The organism is Streptomyces graminofaciens (assembly GCF_030294945.1).
In the GTDB taxonomy this organism is placed as follows: Bacteria; Actinomycetota; Actinomycetes; order Streptomycetales; family Streptomycetaceae; genus Streptomyces; species Streptomyces graminofaciens.
Genome location: NZ_AP018448.1, coordinates 6,116,262 through 6,141,622, shown reverse-complemented (window position 1 = coordinate 6,141,622; position 25,361 = coordinate 6,116,262). Strand labels below are relative to the sequence as shown.

The window sequence follows — 25,361 nt, the reverse complement described above, 5'->3', positions numbered from 1 at the left end:
CTGATCGTCGCATGAGACCCTCTTCCTCGAACAGTTATCCGTTTTATGCGCTCAGGCTGTGCCGGGGCGACGGGGAGGAGACAGCGTGAAGTCTCGGAGAACGTGGATGCGGGCGGCGGCGACGGGCGCGTGCGTGGTCGGTCTGGTCGTCGGTATGCAGGGCCAGGCCTGGGCGGGACAGGTGAAGATCTCCGCTGTGAACGGCGCCGGGACCGGAACCTTCAACTCGGACCCGGACGGCTCGATCCCCGGTGACTCCATCCGCGCCTGCGACACCAAGTCGGACGACTGGGCCATCGAGGTCGCCCTCGACTACAACGGCGACCTGGTCATGGACCGTGTCGTCGACACCCGCGGCCACCTGGCCGGCTACTGCACCCCCTGGAAGGGCGGCAACCTCACCGAGGGCCGGACCGTCCGCATGTACGTCACGCCGGTGTCGGGCTCCAGCTACGGCCCCCCGCGGTACATCGACGTCACCGCCTGACACTCCGTCGCGGCCTGACACTCACACGGCCCTGCTTTCCCGTGCCGGGGGCAGGGCCGTGTTCGTCGTCAACCTCGGCCACCGCCGATCACCTCAGTGACCACGTCGGATTCTCCCCGCGCTGGGCCTGCCGCACTCGCTCGACGACCATCTTCGTGAAGTCCATCAGTTGGCCGGGCACCTCGCCGCCCTCGGCCCAGGTGTACTCGATCTTCGCGATGACGGCCCCTTGCCGGACGTTGATGCCGCTACCGGACCAGCCCCCGGACGACTCCAGTTCGAAGCCGTCGATCTGGTCGCCCGGAGGGTTCTCGCCCACCTCGTCCGGCGTTCCCTCGCCTTTGAACAAGGCGGCCGCGGTGGCCTGTTCGTCGAAGGAGATCAGTTTGACGACCACTTCCTGGTCGTTCATGTTCGTGTAGCCGCCCAAGCCCACCGCGATCGCCTTGGCGCACCAGTCGTCGGGCCACTGGTGGGACTGGCAGACGGACGGGTCGGTCATGTCCCAGGCCTTCACCGTGCGTTGGCTGGTGATGTCCGTCGGCGTGTTGACGCCCCTGGGGAGCGCAGCCTCCAGGAGTTCCGGATACAGGATCGCCGCCTGGGGATCCGGTTTCGTGGCGGTCGGCGTGCGCGAGGATTCTCCGTCCGCGGTGGCCGCCGGTCCGGTCGTGTCCTCCGCGCCGCACCCCGCTGTCAGCCCGCACGCCACGACGATTCCGAGCAGGCCGGCCACGCCCCTCGAACGTATTTCTCGACGGCCCCACACGATCGTTCGCACCCCCGTGTCGTAGTGATCATGAGGGGTCGATGATAGTCACCGAGCCCTGGGGGCAGGGGAGTTGGGCGCCGGCTGCCACCCCTGCCGATCGCCACCGAACGCGTTCACGTCATCACCGCAGGTCAGAGGCAGCCTGTCAGACAGCCAGACACTTCCTCCTTGAAACTTCGAACAACTTACGCCCGAGTCACGTATGTACAGACGTCATGGCTTCGGCGGAAGGACACGCGAAGTGCGCTCCCCACAGCACATCCGCACCTCCCAGTACGTCCGTACCTCCCCACACGTCGGCACCACCCGCTCCCTTCCGGTTGCCCGGGCGGCGCATCACGCCCCCACCCCCGCCCCCGTCCCGCTGCCCGACCGCAAGCTCTCCGTCGCGCTCGCCTGTGCCGAGGACTGCTGGCCGCACGACGACTGGCCGGAGCCTGACGATCCGTACGTCGGGCACGTGCTGCGGGTGTCGCCGCCCTACCGGGCCCTGGTGGACGGAGGGATGGATGTCGTCGTGCTGCGCTGCGAGGACCCGGCCGTCGCCTATCCGGGGCTGCTGAAGGTTATGGGAGGCATGGAGGGCAAGGGGGCCACCAGCACTCCGGTGATCGTGATCAGCCCCCGGCGGGACAGCGACACTGTCGTCGAGGTGTTCCGGGGCGGGGCCGGCTATCTGGTCGACGGCGACTACTGCACCTGCATGCTCTCCTCGGCCGTCGTCGCCGCCACGGTCGGCCACACCTATCTCTCGCCGACCGCCTGCGCCGCCCTGCGCGAGGCCGCCCAGCGGATGCCGGACATGAGCGGGGGCGGCTCGGAGGAGACCGAGCGGCTGCGTTCGCTGCTCTCGCCTCGGGAGCGCCAGATCATGGAGCTGCTCTCGACGGGCCTCGGCGCCCAGGAGATCGGGCTGCGCCTCCGGCTCACCGAGAAGACCGTCCGCAACAACCTCAGCAACATCTACGCCAAGCTGGGCGCCCGCGGCAGTACGGAGGCGGTGCTCAGATGGCTGGGGGCGACCCCCGCCGTCCGCGTATGACTGCTGCCCCATCCATGGCACTTCGCGAGTGAGAACGAGCCCCCGTGTCCAGCACGGGGGCTCGGACTGCCGTCACCCGCTGTCGTTGCCGTGTTTTCCGCGGTTGTTCTCGGAATTACTGCACGGTGATGTCCGAAAGCGAGACCTCGACGTCGGACACATTCTCGCCGCCCTCCTCGAACCCGGGCTCGGCGCGGACGCTGTTCTGGTTATTGAGAATGCCGTTGGCCTGTGGCGTACCGCACTTCACATTGCGCAGCCAGAGACGGCCGTCCGGGGTGCCGTTCTGCAGAAGCTGCGGGTAGAAGACGTGCGATGTGGCGGCCCCCTCACTGGGGGAGAAGAACACCTTCTGGCCGTCCTGCTCTTCCTTGTAGGTGGCCCGCAGGAACCCGCTCACGTCGGTGCGCTTGTGGGACCACATGAAGAAGGCGATGTGGTCGGCCTTCACCGTGTCGCTCCTGGAGAAGGAGAACGACGAGGTGGTGTCGTCGCGCTTGATGTTGAATTCCTGCGTGGCGAACTTGACGCCGATCTCGAAGATCGAGCTCGCCAGCTTCGTGCTGCCGTCCGTGTTGAAGCCCTCCTCCAGCTGAACGACACGTGTCACGGACGCGGTGCCGCTGAAGGACTTTGTCGCCGGGGTGCTGATTCCGCAGTTGTCGGTCACGGTGGTGACCCGCTCGTTGGGGCCGAAGCTGTTGGCCTTGTGCTGAACGGGGACGAACTCGCAGTTCTCCAGCTTGTCGGAGTCCGTACGGCAGTCCGTGGCCACCTCGTTGGGGGTCGCGGCACCCGCGCTGTACATCAGGGGGACGGCCAGCCCGAGGGCGGCGACCGGCGCCAGCGCGAGGGTGATGCGCTTCTTCTTGCTGCGGTGGTTGCCGCTGCGCCCGGTGCGTGTCATCTGTGTCTCCTGCAAGGGGGGTGAAAAGGGGAAAATGCTGGTGGGGGGAGGGCCCCGTGGGGAGGGGAGGATCCCCGGGGGTCCGGTGGGGGGAGAAGCGTGTGGGGTGGGGGTGAGGTTCGGTGGTCGGTCAGCAGTCCTCGAGTACGGCCTTGGAGGTGCCGTCCACGAGGCCGGGCGTGCCCGCGGCTCCCGGGCGGATGACCGGGCCCTCGACGACCTCCGGTGCCACGAAGTTCTTCTCGGGGAGGGGTTCACGGCGAAGCTGCCGGGGTCGGCGTCGAGATGCACCCGCCATTCGCCGGTCATGCGCTGCATCTTCGGCGTGAAGGTCACGTGCAGGACCTTTCCGACGGGGACCTCGCGCTGTTCCGACTCGGTGGCGGTGGCCGTCTTGATGGTCATGTCCAGCGTGCCCTTGTGCTTCACCCAGCCGCCGCTCAGGGCTCCGAAGAGACCGCCGAGGGCGCCCTGCTGGGTCGCGGTGTACTTGCCCTGACCCTGGCCCACCGCCTTCGAGAACTCGGTGGTCACCTTGGAGGGTTCGGTGGCGTTCGGCTCGCAGTTCGGGAAGTCGACGGTGACCTTCTCCGTGGGGCCGTCGAAGACCTCGAAGTTCGTCTCGACGAAATCACAGGTGTCGGACTCGAAACCGTCTCCGAGGCCACCCCCGAAATCCCTCGTCGACTGCTGCTTGCCGTTGAGCTTGGCAGTCCTTTCGCACATCCTCATGATCCGGTCGACCGTCGGCTCATCGGCGGCATTGGCCGACGGCAGCAGGACGGTGACAGTGGCCCCGATTGTCGCGAGTGAAGCACCGATCGCCAAGTATCGGACCTTCTTGTTCTTGAAGCGCCTCTTGGCTGCCATGATCTGTTTCTCCTTGGGGGTGGCTTTACCTTCTGATGGAGGATTATTGGGGCCCGTACGGGCTGTCGACAGAGTCAAATATCCCTACTCGCAGGTCACTTGAGATCACATATGCAAGCAACCGCACCACATCTGACGTTCCGTCAGCTCTGGCGGTACGCTGACCTCGGCCAACGCCACCGCGAAGGGAGTCCACATGGGCAAGCTCGACGGACGTGTCGTCCTCGTCACAGGCGCCGCGCGCGGCCAGGGGGAGCAGGAGGCCCGGCTGTTCAGGGCGGAAGGCGCCGAGGTCGTGGTGGCCGATGTCCTCGACGACCTGGGCGAGGGGCTGGCCAAGGAGATCGGCGCGCTCTATGTCCACCTCGACGTGAGCCGCGAGGCCGACTGGGCGGCCGCGGTGGCCGCCGTCAAGGAAGCCCACGGCCGCCTCGACGGCCTCGTCAACAACGCGGGCATTCTGCGCCTGAACGCCCTTCTCGACACCTCGCTCGACGAGTTCATGCAGGTCGTACAGGTCAACCAGGTCGGCGTATTCCTCGGCATCAGGACCGTCGCCCCCGAGATCGAGGCGGCCGGCGGCGGGACCATCGTCAACACCGCCTCGTACACGGGGATCACGGGCATGGCGTACGTCGGCGCGTACGCCGCGACCAAGCACGCGATAGTCGGCCTCACCCGGGTGGCCGCGCTGGAGTTGGCGGCGAAAGGTATCCGGGTCAACGCGGTCTGCCCCGGCGCGGTCGACACCGCGATGACCGACCCCGGCGAGGGCGCGTCCCCGGAGTCCGTCGCCCGCCTCTACCGCAAGCGCGTCCCGCTCGGCCGGATCGGCAGGCCCGAGGAGGTGGCCCGACTCGCCCTCTTCCTGTCCTGCGAGGACTCGTCGTACATCACCGGGCAGCCGTTCGTGATCGACGGGGGATGGCTGGCGGGGGTCAGTCTGATCTGACGGATCGTCAGCTGAAGAGGGCTCGGCTATTGACGCTCCACGGGGCCGGTGGAACAGTCGGCCGTATCGAGATCTGACGCACAGTCAGAAATGGCCGTGGGGACCTGACCATGGGACGGTGAACCTCCTTGGAATTCGGGCTCTTTGTACAGGGATACGTGGGCAAGCGGGCCGAGACCGATCCGCTCGCGGAGCACAAGGCGCTGATGGAGGAGACCGAGTACGTCATCCAGGCCGACAAGTCCGGCTTCAAGTACGCCTGGGCGTCCGAGCACCACTTCCTGGAGGAGTACTCGCACCTCTCGGCGAACGACGTCTTCCTCGGGTATCTGGCGCACGCGACCGAGCGGATCCATCTGGGGTCGGGGATCTTCAACCCGCTCGCCCAGGTCAACCACCCCGTGAAGGTCGCCGAGAAGGTCGCCATGCTCGACCATCTCACCGGCAACCGCTTCGAGTTCGGCAGCGGGCGCGGCGCCGGCTCGCACGAGATCCTCGGGTTCATCCCTGGTGTGACCGACATGAACTACACCAAGGAGATCTGGGAGGAGACCATCGCCGAGTTCCCCAAGATGTGGCTCCAGGACGAGTACGCCGGCTTCCAGGGCAAGCACTGGTCACTGCCGCCGAGGAAGATCCTGCCGAAGCCGTACGGGAAGTCGCACCCGGCGATGTGGTACGCGGCCGGATCGCCGCCCTCGTACGCCATGGCCGCGCGGAAGGGCCTCGGCGTCCTCGGCTTCAGCGTGCAGAAGGTCTCCGACATGGAGTGGGTGCTGGAGCAGTACAAGACGGCGATCGTCGACGCCGAGCCCATCGGGGCCTTCGTCAACGACAACGTGATGGTGACGACGACCGCGATCTGTGCGCCGACGCACGACGAGGCGATCCGGATCGCGGTCGAGGGCGGGCTGCACTACCTGCCGTCGCTGGTCTTCCGCTACCACGACACCTTCCCGCGGCCCGAGGGATTCCCCGTCTGGCCGGAGACGCTGCCCGAGTACAACGCCGAGTTCATCGAGCTTCTCATCGAGGAGGAGCTGTTGATCTGCGGGGATCCGGACGAGGTGCTCATGCAGTGCAAGCGGTGGGAGCAGGCCGGGGCGGATCAGTTGTCCTTCGGATTGCCGGTGGGGGTGCCGAAGGAGGAGACCCTGCAGACGATTCGGCTGGTCGGGGAGCATGTGATTCCGAAGATCGATACGGATCCCGTGCACAGGACCACGCGGTTCCGCTCCGCGGGGAGCGCCGTTTGAGTCTGCGGGCCGGTGGGGGGCTGGTCGCGCCCACGCGGCGGTAGCCGCAGATCGACACAGCCCCGCGCCCCTGAAAAGAGCCCCCTCTTACCAGGCGCCCCAGGAGGTGCGATTCGTGCTCGACCACGTCATCAAGGGTGCGACCGTCGTCGACGGGACCGGCGCCCCCGCCCGCATCGCCGACGTAGGCCTGCGTGACGGTCGTATCGCCGTCATCGGTGACGACGTCACCGAGGCCGGCCGTACGTCCGAAGACGCGCGCGGTCTCGTCCTCGCCCCCGGCTTCGTCGACCCCCACACCCACTACGACGCCCAGCTCTTCTGGGACCCGTACGCCACGCCGTCCCTGAACCACGGGGTGACGACCGTCGCCGGGGGGAACTGCGGGTTCACCCTCGCCCCGCTCAATCCCGACCGACCCGAGGACGCCGACTACACCCGCCGCATGATGTCCAAGGTCGAGGGGATGTCGCTGGTCGCCTTGGAGGAGGGGGCGCCCTGGAACTGGAACGGTTTCGGGGAGTATCTGGACGCCCTGGAGGGGCGGATCGCCGTCAACGCCGGGTTCATGGTGGGGCATTGCGCGCTCCGGCGGTACGTGATGGGGCCGGACGCGATCGGGGGGCAGCCCAGCGGGGAGCAGATGGCAGCCATGCTGCGGCTGTTCCACGAGGCGATGGACGCCGGGGCCTGGGGGCTGTCCACCACCCAGTCCTCCACCCACTCCGACGGCGACGGCAAGCCCGTCGCGTCCCGGCACGCGCTGCCCGCCGAACTGCTCGCGCTCTCCCGGGCGGTCGGCGAGCACGAGGGCACACAGATCGAGGCGATCGTCGCGGGCTGTCTGGACCAGTTCAGCGACGCGGAGATCGACCTCTTCGCGGAGATGAGCGCGGCGGCCGGACGCCCGCTCAACTGGAACGTCCTGACCGTCGACGCGGCCGTACCCGAACGCGTACCGAGGCAGCTGTACGCCAGCGAGCGGGCGCGCAAGGCGGGCGGCCGGGTCGTGGCGCTCACCATGCCGATCCTCACCCCCATGAACATGTCCCTCGGCACCTTCTGCGCCCTGAACCTCATCCCCGGCTGGGGCCCGGTCCTGGGACTGCCCGTGCCGGAGCGGATCGAGCGGCTGCGGGACCCGTCCGTGCGCGCCGAGATGCTGCGGCGGGCGCACAGCAAGGAGGCGGGCGTCTTCCGGCGGCTGGTCAACTTCGGTCGGTACGTCATCGGCGACACCTACAGCGAGGCGAACGAGGGCCTGACCGGGCGGGTGGTGCGGGAGATCGCGGAGGAGCGGGGGCAGGAGCCGTTCGAGTGCCTGGTCGAGATCTGCGCGGCCGACAACCTCCGTACGGTCCTGTGGCCCATGCCGACCGACAACGACCCGGCGAGCTGGGCCCTGCGCGCCGAGACCTGGCAGCACGAGGACGTGATGCTGGGAGGCTCGGACGCGGGCGCCCATCTGGACCGCATGTGCGGGGCCCCGTACACCACGCGCTTCCTCGGGGACTGTCTGCGCGGCCGGAAGCTGGTGGGCCTGGAGCAGGCGGTACGGATGCTGACCGACGACCCGGCCCGGCTGTTCGGGCTGCGGGAGCGGGGGCGGGTGCGCGAGGGCTGGCACGCCGACCTCGTCCTCTTCGACCCCGAACGCATCGACGCCGGCAAGGCCACCCTCGTCCACGACCTGCCCGGCGACAGCCCCCGCCTCGACTCCAGGGCGATCGGCGTACGGGCGGTGTGGGTGAACGGCGTCGAGGCGATCCGCGACGACGTGGTGACCGGGGCGGTGCCGGGGAAGGTGCTGCGCTCCGGACGGGACACGGAGACGGTGAGTACCCGGTGACCCGTCAAGTGCCCGCGCTTGTGCCCGAGCCCGTACGGCTGTTCATCGGCGGCTCGTGGGTCGAGCCCGACGGTGGGCACTACGAGGTGGTCGACCCGGCGACCGAGGGCGTCGTCGGGTGGGCGCCGGAGGCCTCGCGGGGTCAGGTGTACGCGGCCGCCGCCGCGGCGCGGGAGGCGTTCGGCGGGTGGTCGCGGACGCGGCCGGAGGAGCGGGCGGCGGTGCTGGCGAAGGCCGCCGAGCTGATCCGGCGCGACCTCGTCCCGCACGCCGAACTGGCCCGGGCGGAGTCCGGCGCGACGACGGGAACGGCGCGCGGGATGCAGGTCGGGGTGGCCGCCGCCCGCTTCCAGCGGTACGCCCGCGTGGAGCCGGTGGAGGAGCCCATCGCGCCCCAGATCAACGAGGCGGGCCCGTTCGGAGCCTCCGCCGTCATGGGCGCCCTGGCCGTACGCCAGCCCGTCGGCGTCGTCACCTGCATCACCTCGTACAACAACCCCTGGGCGAACCCGGCCGGCAAGATCGCCCCCGCCCTGGCCATGGGCAACACGGTGGTGGTGAAACCGGCCCCGCAGGACCCCCTGTCGGTGTACCGCATGGCCGAGGCGCTCCAGGCGGCCGGCGTGCCGCCGGGTGTGGTGAACGTGGTGAGCGGCTCGGCCCCCGAGGTGGGCGAGGCGGCGGTGGATTCGCCGGACGTGGACATGGTGAGCTTCACCGGCTCGACGGCGGTCGGGCAGCGTATCGCCGAGGTCTGCGGGCGCTCGATGAAGCGCCAGCTGATGGAACTCGGCGGCAAGGGCGCGGCCGTCGTCTTCGACGACGCGGACGTGGACTCGGCGGTGTCCGGCATCGGCACGACGTTCTCCTTCTACAGCGGCCAGATCTGCACGGCCCCGACCCGGGTGCTCGCGCAGCGGGGCGTGTACGACCGTGTGGTGTACCAACTGGCCGCATACGCCCGCCGGTTGCCGGTCGGCGACCCCCGCGATTCCGGCACGGTGGTCGGCCCGGTGATCTCCGCCGCTCATCGGAACCGCGTGGAGTCGTACGTCGAACTGGGCCGCAAGGAGGGCGCGAGGGTGGTGACGGGCGGCGAACGCCCGCCGTTCGACACCGGCTTCTACGTGGCCCCCGCCCTCCTCGCCGACTGCACCCCCGACATGCGGGTGGTCCGGGAGGAGATCTTCGGCCCGGTGGTCGTGGTCCTCCCCTTCGAGGACGAGGAGGAGGCGGTACGGCTGGCCAACGACAGCGACTACGGCCTCATCGACTACGTCTGGTCCGCCGACGTGGCCCGCGCCTTCCGGGTGGCCCGGCGACTACGGGCCGGCGGGGTCGGCGTGAACACGGTCGGCCGCAACATGGAGGCCCCCTTCGGCGGCTTCAAGAAGAGCGGGGTGGGCAGGGACGTGGGGTCCTACGCGCTGCACGCGTACAGCGAGATGCAGGCGATCGTCTGGCGGGGGTGAGAGGGGCCGCGGTCGTACGGCGTCCGGGCGGTGGATCCGTGGATCCGTGGATCGGTGATCGGTGATCGGTGGATCAAAATCCGTGGTGATCGGCTCGCCGAGCCTGGAGAGTGTCACGCGTCGCCCTTCTCGACGGCGGGCGGCGCCGACACCGCCGGACGAGAGGAACCACATGCGGAACACGGGGGACTTCATCGCGGACGCCCATGCGCTCGGCCCCGGACCGTGGACGATGACGCCCGTCACCCGGGGCGCGCTCGGCCAGATCTGGAAGCTGTCCCAGGAGGGGGCGGCCGGTTCCTCGTGGGCGGTGAAGGAGCTTCTCTTCGGCTGTGACGAGCGTCAGGTCGAGCGGGAGTCCGCGCTGCGTGACGCCGCCGAGAAGCTCGGGATCTCCGCGCCCCGGCTCCTGCCGAACCGCTCCGGCACGCACGTCACGCACCTCCCCGACGCGTTCGGCGGGTCGTACGTGAAGCTGTACGACTGGGTCGACGGGACGGAGGCGGACCCCGCCGACCCGTCGACGGCGAGCTGGTGCGGCCGGACCCTGGCCATCCTGCACCGGGCGGGGGAGGGCGAAGGTGCGACCCCGGACGCCTGGTACGAGAAGTGCCCACAGGAGTCCGACTGGGCGGAGCTGTACGAGCGGGTACGGCGGGCCGGCGTGCCCTGGGCGGACGAACTGGGCCGGTTCGTCGCCGGCCCGGCGGTGGAACTGGCCGCGCACGTGACACCGTCCGCCCCCGGCGACGTGGTGACGTCCCACCTCGACATGCGCCCGCAGAACGTACTCGTCGGCCCCACCGGCACCCCCGTCCTCCTCGACTGGGACAACGCGGGCCCCATCTCGGCGGAGCGCGAACTCGCCCGAGCCGTGTACGTCTGGTCGGGCGGGAACCACTTCGACGCCGACACGGCCCGGCGGCTGGTGCGCGCGTACCGGGACGCCGACGGCCCCGGGGCCGTCAAGAGCCTGGACGCCTTCTCGATGCTCTTCGCGACCGACCTGAACTTCGTCCGCGTACAGGCCGAGTGCGCGATCGACCCGACGGTGACGGCCGCGCAGCGCCGTTTCGCGAGCGACAAGGTCGTCGACACGCTGAGCACCCTGCCGGACCTGACGGCCGTATCCCGGCTGGCGGAAGTGGTCGCGGAGGAGTGGTGACGCCGTGGCGCGGCGACCCCATGCTCTCGACCACCCTGGAGGCGAGCGCCGACGAGAACGGTCGACCTGAACGGAGCGAACCGGTATGAGTCGTCCCCTTCTCTACGTCGACGTGGACGGACCCCTGAACCCGTACGCGGCGAAACCCGAGCGGCGGCCCCCGGGCTACACCACCCACCGCTGGAAGCCGAAGGCATGGCTGGCCCGACAGTCGGACGAGCCATGGCGGCGGGTGAAGCCGCTACGGGTCTGGCTCAACCCGGACCACGGGCGGCGGCTGCGGGAACTGGGCGAGCTCTACGACCTGGTGTGGGCGACGACGTGGGTCGACGAGGCGAACACGTTCATCTCGCCGGTACTGGGGCTGCCGGAGTTGCCGGTGGTGCGCTGGCCGGCCACGCGCGACGCCCGCGAGCCGGGCCCGGACGACACGTTCTGGAAGACAGGCCCGCTCGTCGCGCACGCGGCGGGCCGCCCCTTCGCCTGGGTGGACGACGAACTGGGCGCCCCCGACCGTGTGTTCGTGGCGGCCCGGCACGAGGCACCGGCACTGCTGCACCGGGTGGACCCGCGTCTAGGCCTGCGCGACCCCGACTTCGAGGCGCTGGAGGCGTTCGCCCGTGCCTTGCCGAGGCAGAAGTGAACCACGAGCGATCACAGGCGTGATCAGGACGTGCCGAAGTCGACGTCCTTGGTCTCGACGGTCCCGGCTGTGCGCCCCGGCGCCGTCTGGTAGGTCCAGTACAGGTTCGTGTGGGCGATGACCTGGGCCGGCGGCGGGGCTCCCCACGCGGTCCGGTCACCCGCGGTGTGGGCGTCACTGACCAGGGTCGCGTCGTATCCCCTGACGAGCGCGCCGTGAAGCGTCGAGCGGATGCACGCGTCGCTCTCGGCGCCGGCCACGAGGAGCCGACCGACTTCGAGGCCCGACAGCACGGTTTCGAGGGTGGTGTCCTCGAAGGAGTCGCCGTAGCTCTTGTGGACGAGCGGTTCGGTGTCGCCCGGAGTCAGCTCGGGGACGATCCGCCAGTCGTCGCTCTCCTTCACCAATTCCTCGTCGGAGTGCTGTACCCAGACGACGGGGACCTGTTCCCGCCGCGCCTTTTCGACCAGGGCCGCCACGTTCGCAACGACGGCGTCGCGCTCATGGGCCTCGGCGACGACGCCCTTCTGTACATCGACGACGAGAAGCGCGGTGTTCGGCCGGTTTTCGAGAGTGGTCAGGATCTCCCCCTACGCACACGGAGTTGCTGTCCCCACGCACGGTAGCCCCACCCCCTGACAACAGCCGGAACGAACGTCCCGCACAGCGCTAGCGTTGGGTCCCATGATCGTATGGCTCAACGGCACCCACGGCGCGGGCAAGACGACGACCAGTCCACTCGTGCAGCAGCTGATCCCGGATTCACGGGTGTTCGACGCCGAGAAGGTCGGCGAGACACTCATGGACATCACGCCGGGGCTGCCCGTGACGGACAACTTCCAGCACTGGCCGCCGTGGCGACCGCTCGTCGTCGAGACCGCCCGCCGCGTACTCGACTACACCGGCGGCACCCTGGTGATTCCCATGACCGTGCTGGTCGAGCAGTACTGGCGCGAGATCAGCACGGGCCTCGCCCACCATGCCATTCCGGTACGGCACTTCGTCCTCCACGCCGACCAGGACACCCTCCGCGGGCGCATCGCGGGGGACACCGTTCTTGGTCCCAACTCCCCGTTCCGTCTCAAATACCTTGAGCCCTACGCGGAGGCGGCCCGCACGTGGCTGCACGCCGAGGCCGAGGTCGTCGACACCACGCACCTCACGCCCGCCCAGGCGGCCCTGCGGATCGCAGAGGCCGTCAAGAGCTGACGTGGCTTGAGAGAGGGGTGCCAACTGCCGAGTTCGCCTACCTTCAGTGAGCACAGGAGTTCGTCTTTGTGGCGAGGCGGCCGGGCCCCCGCTGAGCGCCCCCGCTGAGCGCCCCCGCTGAGCGCCGCCGCTCAGCGCACGTCCACGTAGTCGCCCTTCGCGGTCGCCGTCGACGTCGTCGAGTTGCCGGGGAAGTACCAGCGCCAGTAGCCGTCCGACGTCGCCTTCGTCCTTGTCTTCAGGGTGCCGTTCGTACCGGTGGTCACCGTCTTGATCGTCGTGTACGTCGTCGTGCCCGCCTTGCGGAACTGGAGTTGTGCCTTGCGGCCCGCGTACCCCGCGTTCTTGTGGGTCTCCCAGTTGGCGCGGATCAGTTTGCCCGTCACCGTGAGGGTGGTGTTCCTGGTCACCGGCTCGGGGGTGGCGTTCGCCGTCAGCTTGGCCAGGCGTCGGACCGTGAAGGTGTCGGCCGTGCTCGTGGTCATCCAGTTGCCGTCGTTTGCGTCCACCGTGGCCTTGACGTACCAGGGGTCGTCGGCCGGGTCGTTGCCGTAGAAGCCGCTCGTGACCACCGTCCAGGAGCCGGTGCAGGTCGAGGTCGTGGCGCCGGCGGCGGTGCAGGTGAGGCCGCGGTCCGACCTGCTGTGGACGTAGGACGGCAAGCTCACGATGATGTCCATCCCCTTGATGCCGGAGGCATGATGGGCCGTGACGCTCACCTTGAAGGTCTTGGGCGCGGTGGGGCCCAGCGCCAACTCCGCCCCGCCGTTGACCACGACGTCCGTGATCGTCGGCTCGGCCCCGGCGGCCTCCGCGGCCGGTGCCGCCAGGGAGGAAAGGGCCAGGGCGCCGGTCAGTGCGGCGGTCAGCGAATGGATGCGTATACGTGTGCGCATGCGTGTTGCCCCCAATTCGGTTGTCTACGCGCTCACTCTCCCAGGCGTGCGCCCCCGCGATGATCAGTGAAATTACGCAACCTGGCGCGCATTCCGTGCCCGTCGTGCGCCGGCCGTCTGCTGTTCGACCTGTTTGGGTCTTTCGGGTCGGTTCGGTGGGCGGGCACGGTTTTCCGTATGGAACGCGTGGAGCACATGGTCGATGTCGACGGTGGCGAGGTCTGGGCCGAGGAGATCGGGGCGGGTGGGGGAGTGGCCGGGGGAGAGGTGCCGCTCGTGCTGTTGCACGCGGCTGTCGGGGACTCCCGGCTCTGGGATCCCGTGCTGCCGGGGCTCGACGGGCGGTATCGGGTGATCCGGTACGACGCCCGGGGGTACGGGCGGTCGCCGAAGCCCGGTGCGACGTATACGCAGGTGGGGGATCTGCGGGCGGTGCTCGAACACTTCGGGGTACGGCGGGCCGTCGTCGTGGGGACGAGCGCCGGCGGGGCCACGGCGATCAGCTTCGCGCTGGAGGAGCCGGAGCGGGTGGCCGCGCTCGGGCTGCTCGTGCCGGGGGTCAGGGGTGGTGAGGGCCTGGAGTCGCCCGAGTTGCTGGAGGAGATCGGGAGGCTGGCCATGGCGCAGGACATGGACGGGCTCGTCCAGCTGTCCCTGCGGGTGTGGGGGGCGGCCGGTGTGGCGCCGGATGCCTTGGCCGCCGAGGCCCTGCGCTCCGCGATTCCCGCCTGGTTCACGACGTACGGTCACGACATCCCGGACCCGCCGGTCTTCGAGCGGCTCGGTGAGCTGGGTATGCCGTGCACGCTGCTGCTGGGGGAGAAGGATCAGCCGGAGGTCGTGCGCTTCAACGAGGCCGTGGCCGACCGCATCCCCGGCTGCCGGCTCGTACGCCACCCGGGCTGCGACCACTTCCCGACCCTGCGCGCGCCGGACGACATCGCGCGGCTGATCGTGGAGTTGTACGCCGAGGCGGGGTGATCCCCAGGGGCCCCTCCGGCGTCTCAGCTCGTCAGCTCGTCAGGTCCACCCGTACCGTCAGTAGCCCCGCCCGCTCGCCCAGCAGCCGTACCGCCGTGCTGTTCATCCTCGGCAGTGCGCGCAGGCGGGCGATGGGGTCGTCGTCGGGGAGCACCTGTGCCGTTCCCTCGTGCCAGCGGCCCCGGATGCGGACGCGGACCCTCGGGTCGGCCTTGAGGTTCCGTATGTACTGGGACTTCTCGCCGTACTCCGAGACCAGCCAGAAGGTGTCGCCGACGCGGCGGCCGCCCAACGGGGTGCGGCGTGGGAGGCCGGACTTGCGGCCCGTGGTCTCCAGGACGGTCTGGAGCGGGAGGCGGCGCGTGAGCGGGTTGGCGACCCGGCGCTGGAAGGCCGTGATCGCTCGCTGCTTGAGGCTGAGGTCCGTGGGGCGCGGCATCGGCCTGGACTCCTTGGTGGGAGGGGTTGTCTCCGGCGTGGTCCGGCGTACGTACCAGGGATACAGGATCGGAATGCGTCGGCGGGCGCCGGGGTGCTCAGGCCGCCGTAACCGGCTATAGCGGTTACGGCGGCCTGCGCACCCCGCACCCCACGCCCACGGCCGCTACGACCGCTACGCCTTGCGCCCCAGCCCCCCGTGCTGCCCGATCGGCTTCGGCTCGCCCTTCCCCGGGCCCGTCCCGTCCGGTCGCCACAGCGGTACCGACACCACGCCCGGCTCCACCAGCTCCAGGCCGTCGAAGAAGCCGGTGATCTTGTCGACGGGGCGCAGGAAGTACGGGACGGCGCCGGTCTCGTTGTAGCCGTCCTGGGCGCGTTCGTATTCGGGGTCGGTGCCCCGGGAGCCGTCGTTGATGGAGAGGTAGCTGCCGGAGGGGAGGCCCGCGAGGAGGCGGCTGACGATGTCGCGGGCCTCGTCGTAGTCGCCGACGTGGCCCAGGATGCCGCTGAGGATCAGGGCGGTGGGGCGGGTCAGGTCCAGGGTCTGGGCCGCCGCCTCCAGGATGCGCTCGGGCTCGTACAGGCTGGCGTCGACGTACGCGGTCGCGCCCTCCGGCGAGGAGTAGAGCAGCGCGCGGGCGTGGGCGAGGACCAGGGGGTCGTTGTCGACGTAGACGATCCTGGCCTCCGGGGCGCTGCGCTGGGCGACCTGGTGGGTGTTGTCCTCGGTGGGCAGGCCGGTGCCGACGTCCAGGAACTGGCGGACACCGGCCTCCTCGACCAGATGGCGGATGCTGCGGCGCAGGAACGCGCGGCTGCTGCGGGCGATGGTCACGATGCCGGGGAAGGCGGTGGCGTACGCGTCGCCGGCCGCCTCGTCCACGGGGTAGTTGTCCTTGCCGCCCAGCCAGTAGTTCCAGATGCGGGCGGAGGCGGGCACCGAGGTGTCCACCTTCACCCGTCCGGCCCCTGCCGGGGTGCCTTCGGGGGTGGTCGCGTGGTCGGTCATGGGCGCCGTCTCCTCCGCCGAGCGTGTTCTTGGTCGCGCGGCGCCACATTCGCACCCGCGTGCGTGCGCGTGCCGCATCGCACAATTTACGCTTCAACGACCCTGTCTCGTACGGCGGTTCCCCCCGCTGGCGCGCCGGGGGCCCGGACGGCTCATCGCCGCCCGAGGAAAATCGGGTTCGTGAACGCCGCCATCGGGCCCGGGTGGCCGGGGACGACGGGCGGATGGCGGAGCTCGGCCCGTACGTACGCCGCGTACGAGGCCGTCGTACGCCACTGGGCCGAGCCGGTGCCCGACTCCGGGAGCGGGGCCGAGGTGAACAGGACACCCTGGTCGGTGATGATGCGAAGGGTGCAGCCGGGGGCGCCCGTGGCCTCCAGGCGGACCGTGACCTGGGCGTCCGGCGCCACCGTCAGGCGCTCGCCGATGCCCGCGTGCTCGCCGCGCGGCCCGGACGCCGTGAATGACACCGACACGTCTTTCGCTTCGGCGACGTACGACCTGCCCGCCCTCAGCCCGGCCTGGATGGCCTCCCTGGTCAGGTCGTCGGCCAGCACGACCGTCTGTGGGCGGCCGACCGGGTCGGGGTCGCGGTGGGCGTCGCTGTTGCCCATCGCCGGGATCCAGTCACGCCCCTGCCGTACCGAGGCGACGAGCATCCCGTCCCAGCCGGCCAGCGCCATCTCGTCCTCCGGCGAGTACGCGCCGTTCCACACCTCGACGGCGTCGGCCTCGCCGAAGCCGAACTTCCAGTTGCAGCCGACGCAGGTCGCGTGCGGATGGGCCGGGACGACCAGGCCCCCGGCACGGCGGATCTCCCGCGCGAACCTGCCGAAGCGGTTGTCCCGGGCCCGGTAGCGCCAGTCGACGAACGTGCCCGGGTCCGTGCCGAGGGCGACGACATGACCGTTCCTCGTCGTCACCTCCTCGCCCAGCAGGATCAGGAGGTCGTCGCCTGCCTCACCTGCCCAATGGGCGTGTGCGGAGGGGGTGTTGTGATCCGAGCTGTTGATGAAGTCGAGTCCGGCGGCCCGCGCGAGCGCCGCGATCTCGGCGGGGGTGCGGCGGCCGTCCGAGTACCAGGAGTGGAGGTGGCAGTCGCCGCGGTACCAGTCCCGGCCCCGGCCCCCGGCCCGCTCCGGCGGGTACACGGTCCGCACGGGCGTGCCCGGACTGCCGTGGGTGAGGGTGATCGTGATCTCGTACGGCAGCCCGTCCGGCGCCACCGTGTACGGGCCCAGCGCGATGTGCCAGGTGCCGGGGCGGACCGGGCCGGGGAGATAGCCGGGTGTCGCGTCGTCCGCGCGGATGAAGAACTCCGTGCGCGCGCCACCCGACCAGCCCCGGAAGCCCTTGCCGCCGAGCTCGGTGCCGCGCTCGTCGAAGACGCCGATGTCGAGGGCGTTGCCCGTCGTGCCCGCCGGGACGGTCGGTTTCCCGTAGGTGTACGAGACCCGCAACTCCCTTACACCGGGCGGGACTTCGACCGGTACGTACACGAAGTCGGGGGAGCCGGCGGGGAGGGTCCCCCGGATCGTGCGCTTCTGCCGGTCGCCGTCCCTGTCCCCGTCCCCGTCCCCGGCCTCGGCCCCGGCGCCGCTCGTCGCGAAGGTCATGCCTCCCAACGTAGGCGCGGCGGTCGCGGCCGTCACTGACCGAGCGGATGCCGTTACGACGTGCACACGTCCTTCAGCTTGTCGGCCGCCGCGTCGATCCTGCTGGAGTCGGGGCTGGTGTCGCCGTCGAGGATGGACTGGTTGTAGTCCTTGACGGCCTCGGAGAGGTCGTCGACCGCCTTGTCGACGTCGTTGTCGTCCCCGCCCGTCTCGTCGTCGATCTTGTCGAGGTTCTTCTCGATCGTGTCGATGGACTCGTCCGTCTTCGTGGGGTCCTCCACCGCGTCCCAGCCGGCCCTGTGGATGTCCCGGAGGCTGTCGGAGATCTTGTCGGCGTTCGACACGCAGTCGAGGGTGTCGCCGAACTCGCAGCCGGTGAGCAGCCCGACGGAGAGCGCGAGCGCGGCGGCCGACGTGGCGATGGCGGCCGTACGGCGGCGGGGGCGGCGGGGGCGGGGGCGGCGGGGGCGGTCGGTGGCCATGGGGGGTCCCTTCGGGGGCTGGAGAGGGCTCGATCGGTGCTGATCTCTGAGGACCACGATTCCGTCGGCCGCCCGCCGCCACGAGGGACCGTCCTCCCGGATGCGTGGTGTAGCCCGCTACACCAGGCGGAGATGTGACATTGATGCCGACCGGTCGGTATCGACAAGCGTTCCGCACCCCGGTAGAGATGGACACATGCGCATCTCCGTGACGATCTTCCTCACCGACGAGACGATCGCCCCCACCCGGCTCGCCCGTGAGCTGGAGCAGCGGGGCTTCGCCGGGCTCTATCTCCCCGAGCACACGCACATCCCCGTCGAGCGGACCAGCCCGTACCCGGCGGGCGGCGACCTGCCGCCCGAGTACGGTCGCACGCTCGACCCGTTCGTGGCGCTCGGCCAGGCCGCCGCCGTCACCGAGACGCTCGGCCTCGGCACGGGCATCACGCTCGTCGCCCAGCACGACCCGATCGACCTGGCCAAGCAGATCGCGACCGTCGACCACCTCTCCGGCGGCCGCCTCACCCTCGGCCTCGGCTACGGCTGGAACGTCGAGGAGGCCGACGACCACGGCGTCCGCTGGCGTACGCGGCGCGAGCTGGTCCGGGACCGGATGGCGTTGATGCGGGCGCTGTGGGCGGAGGAGCCGACGGCGTACGAGGGCGAGTTCGGGAGCGTACGGGCGTCGTACGCGTATCCGAAGCCCGTGCAGAAGCCGCGTGGGCCGGTCGTCGGGCCGCGCACGCTGATCGGTGGGTCGGCGGGGCCGAAGCTGTTCGCGCACATCAGTGAGTTCGCGGACGGGTGGCTGCCGATCGGGGGGCGGGGGTTGACGGAGGCGCTGCCGGTGTTGCGGGGGGCTTGGGCGGATGCGGGGCGCGATCCCGCGGCGTTGCAGGTCGTGCCGTATGCCGTTCAGCCGAGTGTGGGCAAGTTGGCGCACTACGCGGAGTTGGGGGTCGAGGAGGTCGTGGTGCAGTTGCCTCCGGTGGGTGAGGGGGAGGCGTTGGGGTTGTTGGATCAGTTGGGTGTGTTCGTGTCGTAGGCGCCTTCACCTTCTCGGAGGGGTGGTGCCAGTTCCACCGTGTAACGACCTCTCCTTCGGGGGACACGGGCGTCCCCCTCACCTCTGACCAGGTCGAACGTATGCTCAAGAAATGACGAACTCCGCGACCTCCGGAACCGGACCCACCGAGCGCCCCCAGGGCACCGGCCCGACCGTGAACTCCATGCGTCGCGCCCTCAAACGCGCCCGTGACGGGGTCGCCCTCGACGTCGGTGAGGCGGCCGTGCTGCTTCAGGCGCGCGGCGCCGATCTGGAGGACCTCGCCGCGTCGGCCGCGCGGGTGCGCGACGTCGGTCTCGCGGACGCCGGTCGGCCCGGCGTCATCACCTACTCCAAGAGCGTCTTCATCCCCCTCACCCGGCTCTGCCGCGACAAGTGCCACTACTGCACCTTCGTCACCGTCCCCGGCAAGCTGCGGCGAGCCGGCCACGGGATGTTCATGTCGCCCGACGAGGTGCTCGACGTGGCCCGTCGCGGCGCCGCCCTCGGCTGCAAGGAAGCCCTCATCACCCTCGGCGACAAGCCGGAGGAGCGGTGGCCGGAGGCCCGCGAGTGGCTCGACGCGCACGGGTACGACGACACCATCGCGTACGTCCGTGCCATCTCCATCCGCATCCTGGAGGAGACGGGGCTGCTGCCCCACCTCAACCCCGGCGTCATGTCCTGGACCGACTTCCAGCGGCTCAAGCCCGTCGCGCCGAGCATGGGCATGATGCTGGAGACGACGGCGACGCGGTTGTGGTCCGAGCCCGGGGGACCGCACCACGGCTCGCCGGACAAGGAGCCCGCCGTACGGCTGAGGGTCCTGGAGGACGCCGGGCGTTCGTCCGTCCCCTTCACCTCGGGGATTCTGATCGGCATCGGGGAGACGTTCGAGGAGCGTGCCGAGTCGCTGTTCGCCCTGCGCCGCGTCTCCCGCGCGTACCACGGCATCCAGGAACTGATCATCCAGAACTTCCGCGCCAAGCCGGACACCGCGATGCGCGGCATGCCGGACGCGGAGCTGGACGAACTGGTGGCGACCGTGGCCGTGGCCCGCCATGTGATGGGGCCGTCCGCCTGCCTCCAGGCCCCGCCGAACCTCGTCGACAGCGAGTACGAGCGGCTCATCGGCGCGGGCATCGACGACTGGGGCGGGGTCTCGCCCCTGACGATCGACCATGTGAACCCCGAGCGCCCCTGGCCGCAGATCGAGGAGCTGACCGAGCGGTCGCGGGCCGCCGGGTTCGAGCTGCGCGAACGGCTGTGCGTGTACCCGGAGTTCGTCAACCGGGGCGAGCCCTGGCTCGACCCCCGTCTGCTGCCGCACGTACGGGCGCTGGCCGACCCGGAGACGGGGCTGGCCCGCCCGCAGGCCCTGCCCGAGGGCCTGCCCTGGCAGGAACCGGAGGAGGTCTTCGAGGCCACCGGCCGTACGGATCTGCACCGGACCATCGACACCGACGGCCGTACGTCCGACCGCCGGGACGACTTCGACGTGGTGTACGGCGACTGGGGCGCCCTGCGCGAGGCGGCGGCGCCCGGCATGGCGCCGGAGCGCATCGACACGGACGTACGGGACGCGCTGCGCACGGCGGCCGACGATCCGACCAAGCTGTCCGACTCCGAAGCCCTCGCCCTGCTGCACGCGGACGGCCCGGCGCTGGACGCGCTCACCCGGATCGCGGACGACGTGCGCAAGGCGGCCGTCGGCGACGACGTCACGTACATCGTCACCCGGAACATCAACTTCACCAACGTCTGCTACACCGGCTGCCGTTTCTGCGCCTTCGCGCAGCGCCGCACCGACGCGGACGCCTACACGCTGTCGTTGGAGCAGGTCGCGGACCGGGCGCAGCAGGCGTGGGACGTGGGCGCGGTCGAGGTCTGCATGCAGGGAGGCATCCACCCCGACCTGCCCGGCACGGCGTACTTCGACATCGCGAAGGCGGTGAAGGAGCGCGTCCCCGGTATGCACGTCCACGCCTTCTCCCCGATGGAGATCGTGAACGGCGCGACGCGCACCGGCATGTCCATCCGCGAGTGGCTGACGGCGGCGAAGGAGGCGGGCCTCGACACCATCCCCGGCACGGCCGCCGAGATCCTCGACGACGAGGTCCGCTGGGTCCTGACGAAGGGCAAGCTGCCGACGGCCACCTGGATCGAGGTCGTCACGACGGCGCACGAGGTCGGCATCCGGTCGTCCTCGACGATGATGTACGGGCATGTGGACCAGCCTCGCCACTGGCTGGGGCACCTGCGCACCCTGGCCCGCATCCAGCAGCAGACGGGCGGCTTCACGGAGTTCGTGACGCTCCCCTTCGTCCACACGAACGCGCCGGTCTACCTGGCGGGCATCTCCCGCCCCGGCCCCACCCTGCGCGACAACCGCGCGGTGACGGCGATGGCCCGTCTCCTCCTCCACCCCTGGATCCCCAACATCCAGACCAGCTGGGTGAAGCTCGGCACGGAGGGCGCGGCGGAGATGCTCCGCTCCGGCGCGAACGACCTGGGCGGCACGCTGATGGAGGAGACGATCTCGCGGATGGCGGGTTCCTCGTACGGCTCCTACAAGTCGGTGAAGGACCTGATCGCGGTCGCGGAGGTGGCGGGCCGCCCGGCGCGTCCGCGGACGACGCTGTACGGCGAGGTGACGGAGGAACGGCAGCGGGCGGCGGCGGTGTCGGACGGGCATCTGCCGGAGCTGCTGCCGGTGTTGGACTGAGGTGTTCGGCGCCCGGCGGCGGACGTCGCCGGGCGCAGTCGTCCGCGTAAAGGGTCGGTCAAGTCCTTATCCCGTCCTGACGCCAGCGGAACGTGTTACTCCGCTGTGCCATCCCTCTGTGCGAAGCGGGGACGAGCGTACGGCCGTCCCGCTCGTACCGGGATGGACAGACGGTTCACCCGGCACTCCGGCTTGGGGGAACCTTGCGCAGACGAGTGAGCAAAGCGTGCGCGGCCACAGCCGCGACGACCGCGGCGGTGGTTCTGACCGGCGGACTGAACAGCCCGGCACTGGCGACGCCGGAGGGGCCGGCAGTGGCGCCGGCAGCCGCGAAGAGTGGGGAAGCCACTGGCACGGACCGGGTCACCCTCATCACCGGTGACCGGGTCGTGATGGACGCGAAGGGCCGGGTCACCGGACTGGAGCGGGCCGAGGGGCGTGAGCGGATTCCCGTGCAGATGCGGGAGATCGACGGCCACACCCTGGTCCTGCCGGTGGACGCGGCCCGGATGGTCGCCGGCGGCAGGCTCGACCGGCGGCTGTTCGACGTCACGGAGCTCAACGAGGCGGCCAACCGCAGGAACCAGCGCGACGGCGTCAAGGTCATCGTCGGCTACAAGGGCACGGCACGCACTGCGAAGGCCGATGTCCGGGACGCGGGAGACCTCCGCCGGACCTACAAGAACCTGAACCTCGACTCCGTCCAGGCACCCGCCGAGGACACACCGGAGCTGTGGGACGCCCTCACCAACGGCGAGAAGGTGGCCTCCGGCATCTCCCACGTCTGGCTCGACGGCGTCCGCAAGGCCGCCCTCGACAAGTCCGTGCCGCAGATCGGCGCGCCCGAGGTCTGGGCGAAGGGCTACGACGGCAAGGGCATCAAGGTCGCCGTCCTGGACACGGGCATCGACACCACCCACCCGGACCTCAAGGGCCAGGTGATCGCCTCCAAGAACTTCACCCAGGCCCGCACCACCGGTGACAAGGTCGGCCACGGCACGCACGTCGCCTCCATCGTGGCGGGCACCGGCGCCAAGTACAAGGGCGTCGCGCCCGGGGCGAAGATCCTCAACGGCAAGGTCCTCAACGACGAGGGCGAGGGCGACGACTCCGGCATCATCGCGGGCATGGAGTGGGCCGCCGCGCAGGGCGCCGACATCGTCAACCTCAGCCTGGGCGGCGGCGACAGCCCCGAGATCGACCCGATGGAGGCCCTGGTCAACCAGCTGTCCGAGGAGAAGGGCATCCTCTTCGCGATCGCCGCGGGCAACGAGGGCGAGGGCGGCGTCAAGACCATCGGCTCCCCGGGCAGCGCGGCGGCCGCGCTCACCGTCGGCGCCGTCGACGGCGCCGACAAGCTCGCGAAGTTCTCCAGCCGGGGCCCGACCGTGGACGGCCGGATGAAGCCGGACGTGAGCGCGCCCGGCGTGGCCATCACCGCGGCCTCGGCCAAGGGCAACCTCATCGCCAAGGAGGTCGGCGAGAAGCCGGCCGGGTACATGTCGATCTCGGGTACGTCGATGGCGACCCCGCACGTCGCCGGTGCCGCCGCCCTGCTGAAGCAGGCCCACCCGGACTGGAAGTCCGGTGAGCTGAAGGCCGCGCTCATGGGCTCGGCCACGGCCGGCAAGTACGCCCCGCTGCAGGGCGGCACGGGCCGTATCCAGGTCGACCGGGCGCTCGGCCGGACCGTGGTCGCCGAGCCGACCTCGGTGGGCTTCCCCGTCCAACTGTGGCCGCACACCGACGACACCCCGGTCAGCAGGAAGCTGACGTACCGCAACAACGGTACGAAGGACGTGACGCTGACCCTGTCGGCCGCGGGCTTCGACCCGAAGGGCAAGGCGGCCCCGGCGGGCTTCTTCACCCTCGGCGCGAAGACGGTCACCGTCCCGGCCGGCGGCACGGCGTCCGTCGACGTCACCGTGAACACCAAGCTGGGCACGCTCGACGGCGGTTACTCCGCGAGCGTGACCGCCGCGGGCGACGGCCAGGCCGTACGCAGTGCGGTGGGCGTCGAGCGGGAGAGCGAGGCGTACGACGTCACCATCAAGCACGTCGACCGCCCCGGGCGGGACCTGAAGCACTTCGCCAGCCTGTGGTCGACGGACTGGGACTCCGCCAACTTCATGAACGACGAGCCCACCACCGACGACACCGTCACCTTCCGCGTCCCCAAGGGCACGTACTTCCTGGACTCGCTCAGCGCGAAGGACTTCGACACGACCCCGGGCGGTGTCGACTGGCTGACGCAGCCCCTGCTGAAGATCGACAAGAACACGACGATCACCCTCGACCTGAGCAGGACCCGGCAGGCCGACATCACCGTGCCCGACGCCGACGCCAAGCCGCTGACCGCGATGCTGACGTACCGGTACATGCCGTTGCGGAACAACCTGACCAACACCGTGGTCATGCCCTCCTTCTCCGACATACGCGTCGCGCACGTCGGAGCGGCGATGCCCGACCCGTACCTGGTCCAGACCTGGTCCGGGCAGTGGACCAAGGGCGCCGACGCGGAGTACGACATCGTCGGCAAGCGTGAGGTGAAGCAGGTCTTCGCGCCCGTCCACCACTACAGGGCGAGCGAACTCGCCACCGTGAAGGCCGGCCTGGGCGCCTCGGCTCCCGGCAGGACCGGCGCGCTCGACATGAACGTCGCCGTGGGCTTCGACCACGGCCTGCACACCCCGGTCCAGCAGCAGCTGCCCGCCACCCGCACGCTGTATCTGTCGACCGCGTACGACGCCTCGTGGTTCTTCACCTTCGCCCAGTTCGCGGACAAGCTGGACGACGAAGGTCACCCGATCCCCGAGGTGACCATCGACTCCACCGAATTCCACGAGTTCTCCGCGGGCAAGATCTATCGGCAGACGTTCAATGCGGGCGTGTTCGCACCGCGGGCGACCCGCGGCGGGTTCGGCGTCTTCCGTGACACCCAGGGCATCTACGGCATGATCCCGCTCCTCGTCGACGGCGACGGGCAGCGGGCCGAGTCCGACCTCACCTCGGCGACGACCACGCTGTACCGCAACGGCAAGAAGGTCGGCTCGGTCGCCGAGCCGCCCACCTTCGGCAAGACGTTCAAGGTCCCGGCCGGCAACGCCGAGTACAGGCTCACCACCACGGCCAGGCGGAGCTCCGAGCTCCACGCCGTCTCCACGCGGATCGACGCGAGCTGGACGTTCCACTCCAAGAAGACGACCTCCGGCGTGCCGACCGAGCTGCCCACCTCCACAGTCCGCTTCAAGGCACCGCTCGACCTGGACAGCCGCCTGGCGGCCGGCAGGACCGTCACCTACCCGGTCGCCGTCGAGGGCGCCGCCAAGGGCAAGAACCTCAAGTCGCTGACGGTGTACGTGTCCTACGACCACGGCAAGACCTGGAAGAAGACCACGGTCAAGAAGGGCAAGATCACGGTCAAGAGCCCGGCGAAGGACAAGTCGGTCTCGCTGCGCGCCAAGATCACCGACAAGAAGGGCAACAAGTCGGCGATCTCGGTGTACGACGCGTACGTCGGTAGGTGAGCCCGGAGCTAACCG

Annotated in this window: 21 protein-coding genes and 1 pseudogene; 13 read left to right on the top strand and 9 right to left on the bottom strand. The window is 70.1% G+C overall.

Features of this window, described 5'->3' with window-relative positions; all coding sequences use genetic code 11:
- The first annotated feature begins 85 nt into the window (after positions 1–85).
- On the top strand, positions 86–487 hold the full coding sequence (locus SGFS_RS26330) for a hypothetical protein (RefSeq protein WP_286253942.1): 402 nt from the start codon (positions 86–88) through the stop codon (positions 485–487).
- Positions 488–575: 88 nt separating this feature from the next.
- Here SGFS_RS26330 and SGFS_RS26325 read toward each other — a convergent pair whose 3' ends face one another.
- The gene (locus tag SGFS_RS26325; protein ID WP_286253941.1) at positions 576–1,223 is read right to left on the bottom strand and encodes a hypothetical protein; all 648 of its coding nucleotides are present in this window, start codon (positions 1,221–1,223) and stop codon (positions 576–578) included.
- A 277-nt stretch (positions 1,224–1,500) separates the two neighbouring features.
- Between SGFS_RS26325 and SGFS_RS26320 the strand changes: the two genes are divergently transcribed.
- A complete protein-coding gene (locus SGFS_RS26320; RefSeq protein WP_434028073.1) occupies positions 1,501–2,301 on the top strand; it encodes a response regulator transcription factor in 801 nt (266 codons plus the stop codon).
- Between the two features lie 115 nt (positions 2,302–2,416).
- Here SGFS_RS26320 and SGFS_RS26315 read toward each other — a convergent pair whose 3' ends face one another.
- On the bottom strand, positions 2,417–3,208 hold the full coding sequence (locus tag SGFS_RS26315; RefSeq protein ID WP_286253938.1) for a hypothetical protein: 792 nt from the start codon (positions 3,206–3,208) through the stop codon (positions 2,417–2,419).
- 130 nt (positions 3,209–3,338) lie between these two features.
- Positions 3,339–4,078: pseudogene (locus SGFS_RS26310) on the bottom strand (hypothetical protein).
- A 196-nt stretch (positions 4,079–4,274) separates the two neighbouring features.
- Between SGFS_RS26310 and SGFS_RS26305 the strand changes: the two are divergent.
- The 6 genes from SGFS_RS26305 to SGFS_RS26280 all read left to right on the top strand — a co-directional run bounded on the left by SGFS_RS26305 (position 4,275) and on the right by SGFS_RS26280 (position 11,415).
- A complete protein-coding gene (locus SGFS_RS26305) occupies positions 4,275–5,030 on the top strand; it encodes an SDR family NAD(P)-dependent oxidoreductase (protein WP_286253937.1) in 756 nt (251 codons plus the stop codon).
- Positions 5,031–5,158: 128 nt separating this feature from the next.
- Entirely contained in the window at positions 5,159–6,286 is a 1,128-nt protein-coding gene (locus tag SGFS_RS26300) for an LLM class flavin-dependent oxidoreductase (protein ID WP_350284013.1), read from the top strand.
- Between the two features lie 115 nt (positions 6,287–6,401).
- Positions 6,402–8,135 (top strand): N-acyl-D-amino-acid deacylase family protein, encoded by a 1,734-nt coding sequence (locus SGFS_RS26295; protein WP_286253936.1) that lies wholly within the window; start codon positions 6,402–6,404, stop codon positions 8,133–8,135.
- Positions 8,132–9,607 carry an aldehyde dehydrogenase family protein gene (locus SGFS_RS26290; RefSeq protein ID WP_286253934.1) on the top strand — a complete coding sequence of 492 codons (1,476 nt, stop codon included), beginning with the start codon at positions 8,132–8,134 and terminating at the stop codon, positions 9,605–9,607. Before SGFS_RS26295 ends, SGFS_RS26290 begins: the two co-directional genes overlap by 4 nt.
- Positions 9,608–9,779: 172 nt before the next feature.
- Positions 9,780–10,772: a phosphotransferase enzyme family protein gene (locus tag SGFS_RS26285; RefSeq protein WP_286253933.1), complete on the top strand. Its 993-nt coding sequence runs from the start codon at positions 9,780–9,782 to the stop codon at positions 10,770–10,772.
- Positions 10,773–10,857: 85 nt separating this feature from the next.
- The gene (locus SGFS_RS26280; RefSeq protein ID WP_286253932.1) at positions 10,858–11,415 is read left to right on the top strand and encodes a hypothetical protein; all 558 of its coding nucleotides are present in this window, start codon (positions 10,858–10,860) and stop codon (positions 11,413–11,415) included.
- Between the two features lie 23 nt (positions 11,416–11,438).
- Here the strand turns inward: SGFS_RS26280 and SGFS_RS26275 are convergent, their stop codons facing one another.
- Positions 11,439–11,996, bottom strand: coding sequence for an isochorismatase family protein (locus SGFS_RS26275; RefSeq protein ID WP_286260067.1), 558 nt, complete (start codon positions 11,994–11,996; stop codon positions 11,439–11,441).
- Between the two features lie 103 nt (positions 11,997–12,099).
- Between SGFS_RS26275 and SGFS_RS26270 the strand changes: the two genes are divergently transcribed.
- Positions 12,100–12,624 carry a nucleoside/nucleotide kinase family protein gene (locus tag SGFS_RS26270; protein WP_286253931.1) on the top strand — a complete coding sequence of 175 codons (525 nt, stop codon included), beginning with the start codon at positions 12,100–12,102 and terminating at the stop codon, positions 12,622–12,624.
- Between the two features lie 131 nt (positions 12,625–12,755).
- Here SGFS_RS26270 and SGFS_RS26265 read toward each other — a convergent pair whose 3' ends face one another.
- Positions 12,756–13,520: a calcium-binding protein gene (locus tag SGFS_RS26265; RefSeq protein WP_286253930.1), complete on the bottom strand. Its 765-nt coding sequence runs from the start codon at positions 13,518–13,520 to the stop codon at positions 12,756–12,758.
- A gap of 177 nt (positions 13,521–13,697) precedes the next feature.
- Here SGFS_RS26265 and SGFS_RS26260 point away from each other — a divergent pair, with 177 nt between their 5' ends.
- Positions 13,698–14,501 (top strand): alpha/beta fold hydrolase, encoded by an 804-nt coding sequence (locus tag SGFS_RS26260; RefSeq protein WP_286253929.1) that lies wholly within the window; start codon positions 13,698–13,700, stop codon positions 14,499–14,501.
- Positions 14,502–14,532: 31 nt separating this feature from the next.
- Here the strand turns inward: SGFS_RS26260 and SGFS_RS26255 are convergent, their stop codons facing one another.
- The 4 genes from SGFS_RS26255 to SGFS_RS26240 form a co-directional block, all read right to left on the bottom strand.
- Complete coding sequence (locus SGFS_RS26255) at positions 14,533–14,940, bottom strand: nitroreductase/quinone reductase family protein (protein ID WP_286253928.1); 408 nt, start codon at positions 14,938–14,940, stop codon at positions 14,533–14,535.
- 174 nt (positions 14,941–15,114) lie between these two features.
- Positions 15,115–15,951 (bottom strand): SAM-dependent methyltransferase, encoded by an 837-nt coding sequence (locus SGFS_RS26250; protein ID WP_286253926.1) that lies wholly within the window; start codon positions 15,949–15,951, stop codon positions 15,115–15,117.
- A gap of 152 nt (positions 15,952–16,103) precedes the next feature.
- Positions 16,104–17,567, bottom strand: a complete 1,464-nt coding sequence (locus SGFS_RS26245; protein WP_286253924.1) for a CehA/McbA family metallohydrolase — start codon at positions 17,565–17,567, stop codon at positions 16,104–16,106.
- 53 nt (positions 17,568–17,620) lie between these two features.
- Entirely contained in the window at positions 17,621–18,049 is a 429-nt protein-coding gene (locus tag SGFS_RS26240; RefSeq protein ID WP_286253923.1) for a hypothetical protein, read from the bottom strand.
- A 196-nt stretch (positions 18,050–18,245) separates the two neighbouring features.
- Between SGFS_RS26240 and SGFS_RS26235 the strand changes: the two genes are divergently transcribed.
- The 3 genes from SGFS_RS26235 to SGFS_RS26225 all read left to right on the top strand — a co-directional run bounded on the left by SGFS_RS26235 (position 18,246) and on the right by SGFS_RS26225 (position 25,346).
- The gene (locus tag SGFS_RS26235; RefSeq protein WP_286253922.1) at positions 18,246–19,094 is read left to right on the top strand and encodes an LLM class F420-dependent oxidoreductase; all 849 of its coding nucleotides are present in this window, start codon (positions 18,246–18,248) and stop codon (positions 19,092–19,094) included.
- A 112-nt stretch (positions 19,095–19,206) separates the two neighbouring features.
- Positions 19,207–21,819, top strand: a complete 2,613-nt coding sequence (locus SGFS_RS26230; protein ID WP_286253920.1) for a bifunctional FO biosynthesis protein CofGH — start codon at positions 19,207–19,209, stop codon at positions 21,817–21,819.
- 215 nt (positions 21,820–22,034) lie between these two features.
- Positions 22,035–25,346: a S8 family peptidase gene (locus tag SGFS_RS26225; RefSeq protein WP_434028072.1), complete on the top strand. Its 3,312-nt coding sequence runs from the start codon at positions 22,035–22,037 to the stop codon at positions 25,344–25,346.
- Positions 25,347–25,361: the final 15 nt, after the last annotated feature.

Coding starts and splice junctions, on each gene's coding strand:
- SGFS_RS26230 (WP_286253920.1), top strand. CDS start 19,207: ATGACGAACTCCGCGACCTCCGGAACCGGACCCACCGAGCGCCCCCAG.
- SGFS_RS26240 (WP_286253923.1), bottom strand. CDS start 18,049: ATGGCCACCGACCGCCCCCGCCGCCCCCGCCCCCGCCGCCCCCGCCGC.
- SGFS_RS26315 (WP_286253938.1), bottom strand. CDS start 3,208: ATGACACGCACCGGGCGCAGCGGCAACCACCGCAGCAAGAAGAAGCGC.
- SGFS_RS26285 (WP_286253933.1), top strand. CDS start 9,780: ATGCGGAACACGGGGGACTTCATCGCGGACGCCCATGCGCTCGGCCCC.
- SGFS_RS26265 (WP_286253930.1), bottom strand. CDS start 13,520: ATGCGCACACGTATACGCATCCATTCGCTGACCGCCGCACTGACCGGC.
- SGFS_RS26250 (WP_286253926.1), bottom strand. CDS start 15,951: ATGACCGACCACGCGACCACCCCCGAAGGCACCCCGGCAGGGGCCGGA.
- SGFS_RS26245 (WP_286253924.1), bottom strand. CDS start 17,567: ATGACCTTCGCGACGAGCGGCGCCGGGGCCGAGGCCGGGGACGGGGAC.
- SGFS_RS26260 (WP_286253929.1), top strand. CDS start 13,698: ATGGAACGCGTGGAGCACATGGTCGATGTCGACGGTGGCGAGGTCTGG.
- SGFS_RS26270 (WP_286253931.1), top strand. CDS start 12,100: ATGATCGTATGGCTCAACGGCACCCACGGCGCGGGCAAGACGACGACC.
- SGFS_RS26280 (WP_286253932.1), top strand. CDS start 10,858: ATGAGTCGTCCCCTTCTCTACGTCGACGTGGACGGACCCCTGAACCCG.
- SGFS_RS26255 (WP_286253928.1), bottom strand. CDS start 14,940: ATGCCGCGCCCCACGGACCTCAGCCTCAAGCAGCGAGCGATCACGGCC.
- SGFS_RS26235 (WP_286253922.1), top strand. CDS start 18,246: ATGCGCATCTCCGTGACGATCTTCCTCACCGACGAGACGATCGCCCCC.
- SGFS_RS26305 (WP_286253937.1), top strand. CDS start 4,275: ATGGGCAAGCTCGACGGACGTGTCGTCCTCGTCACAGGCGCCGCGCGC.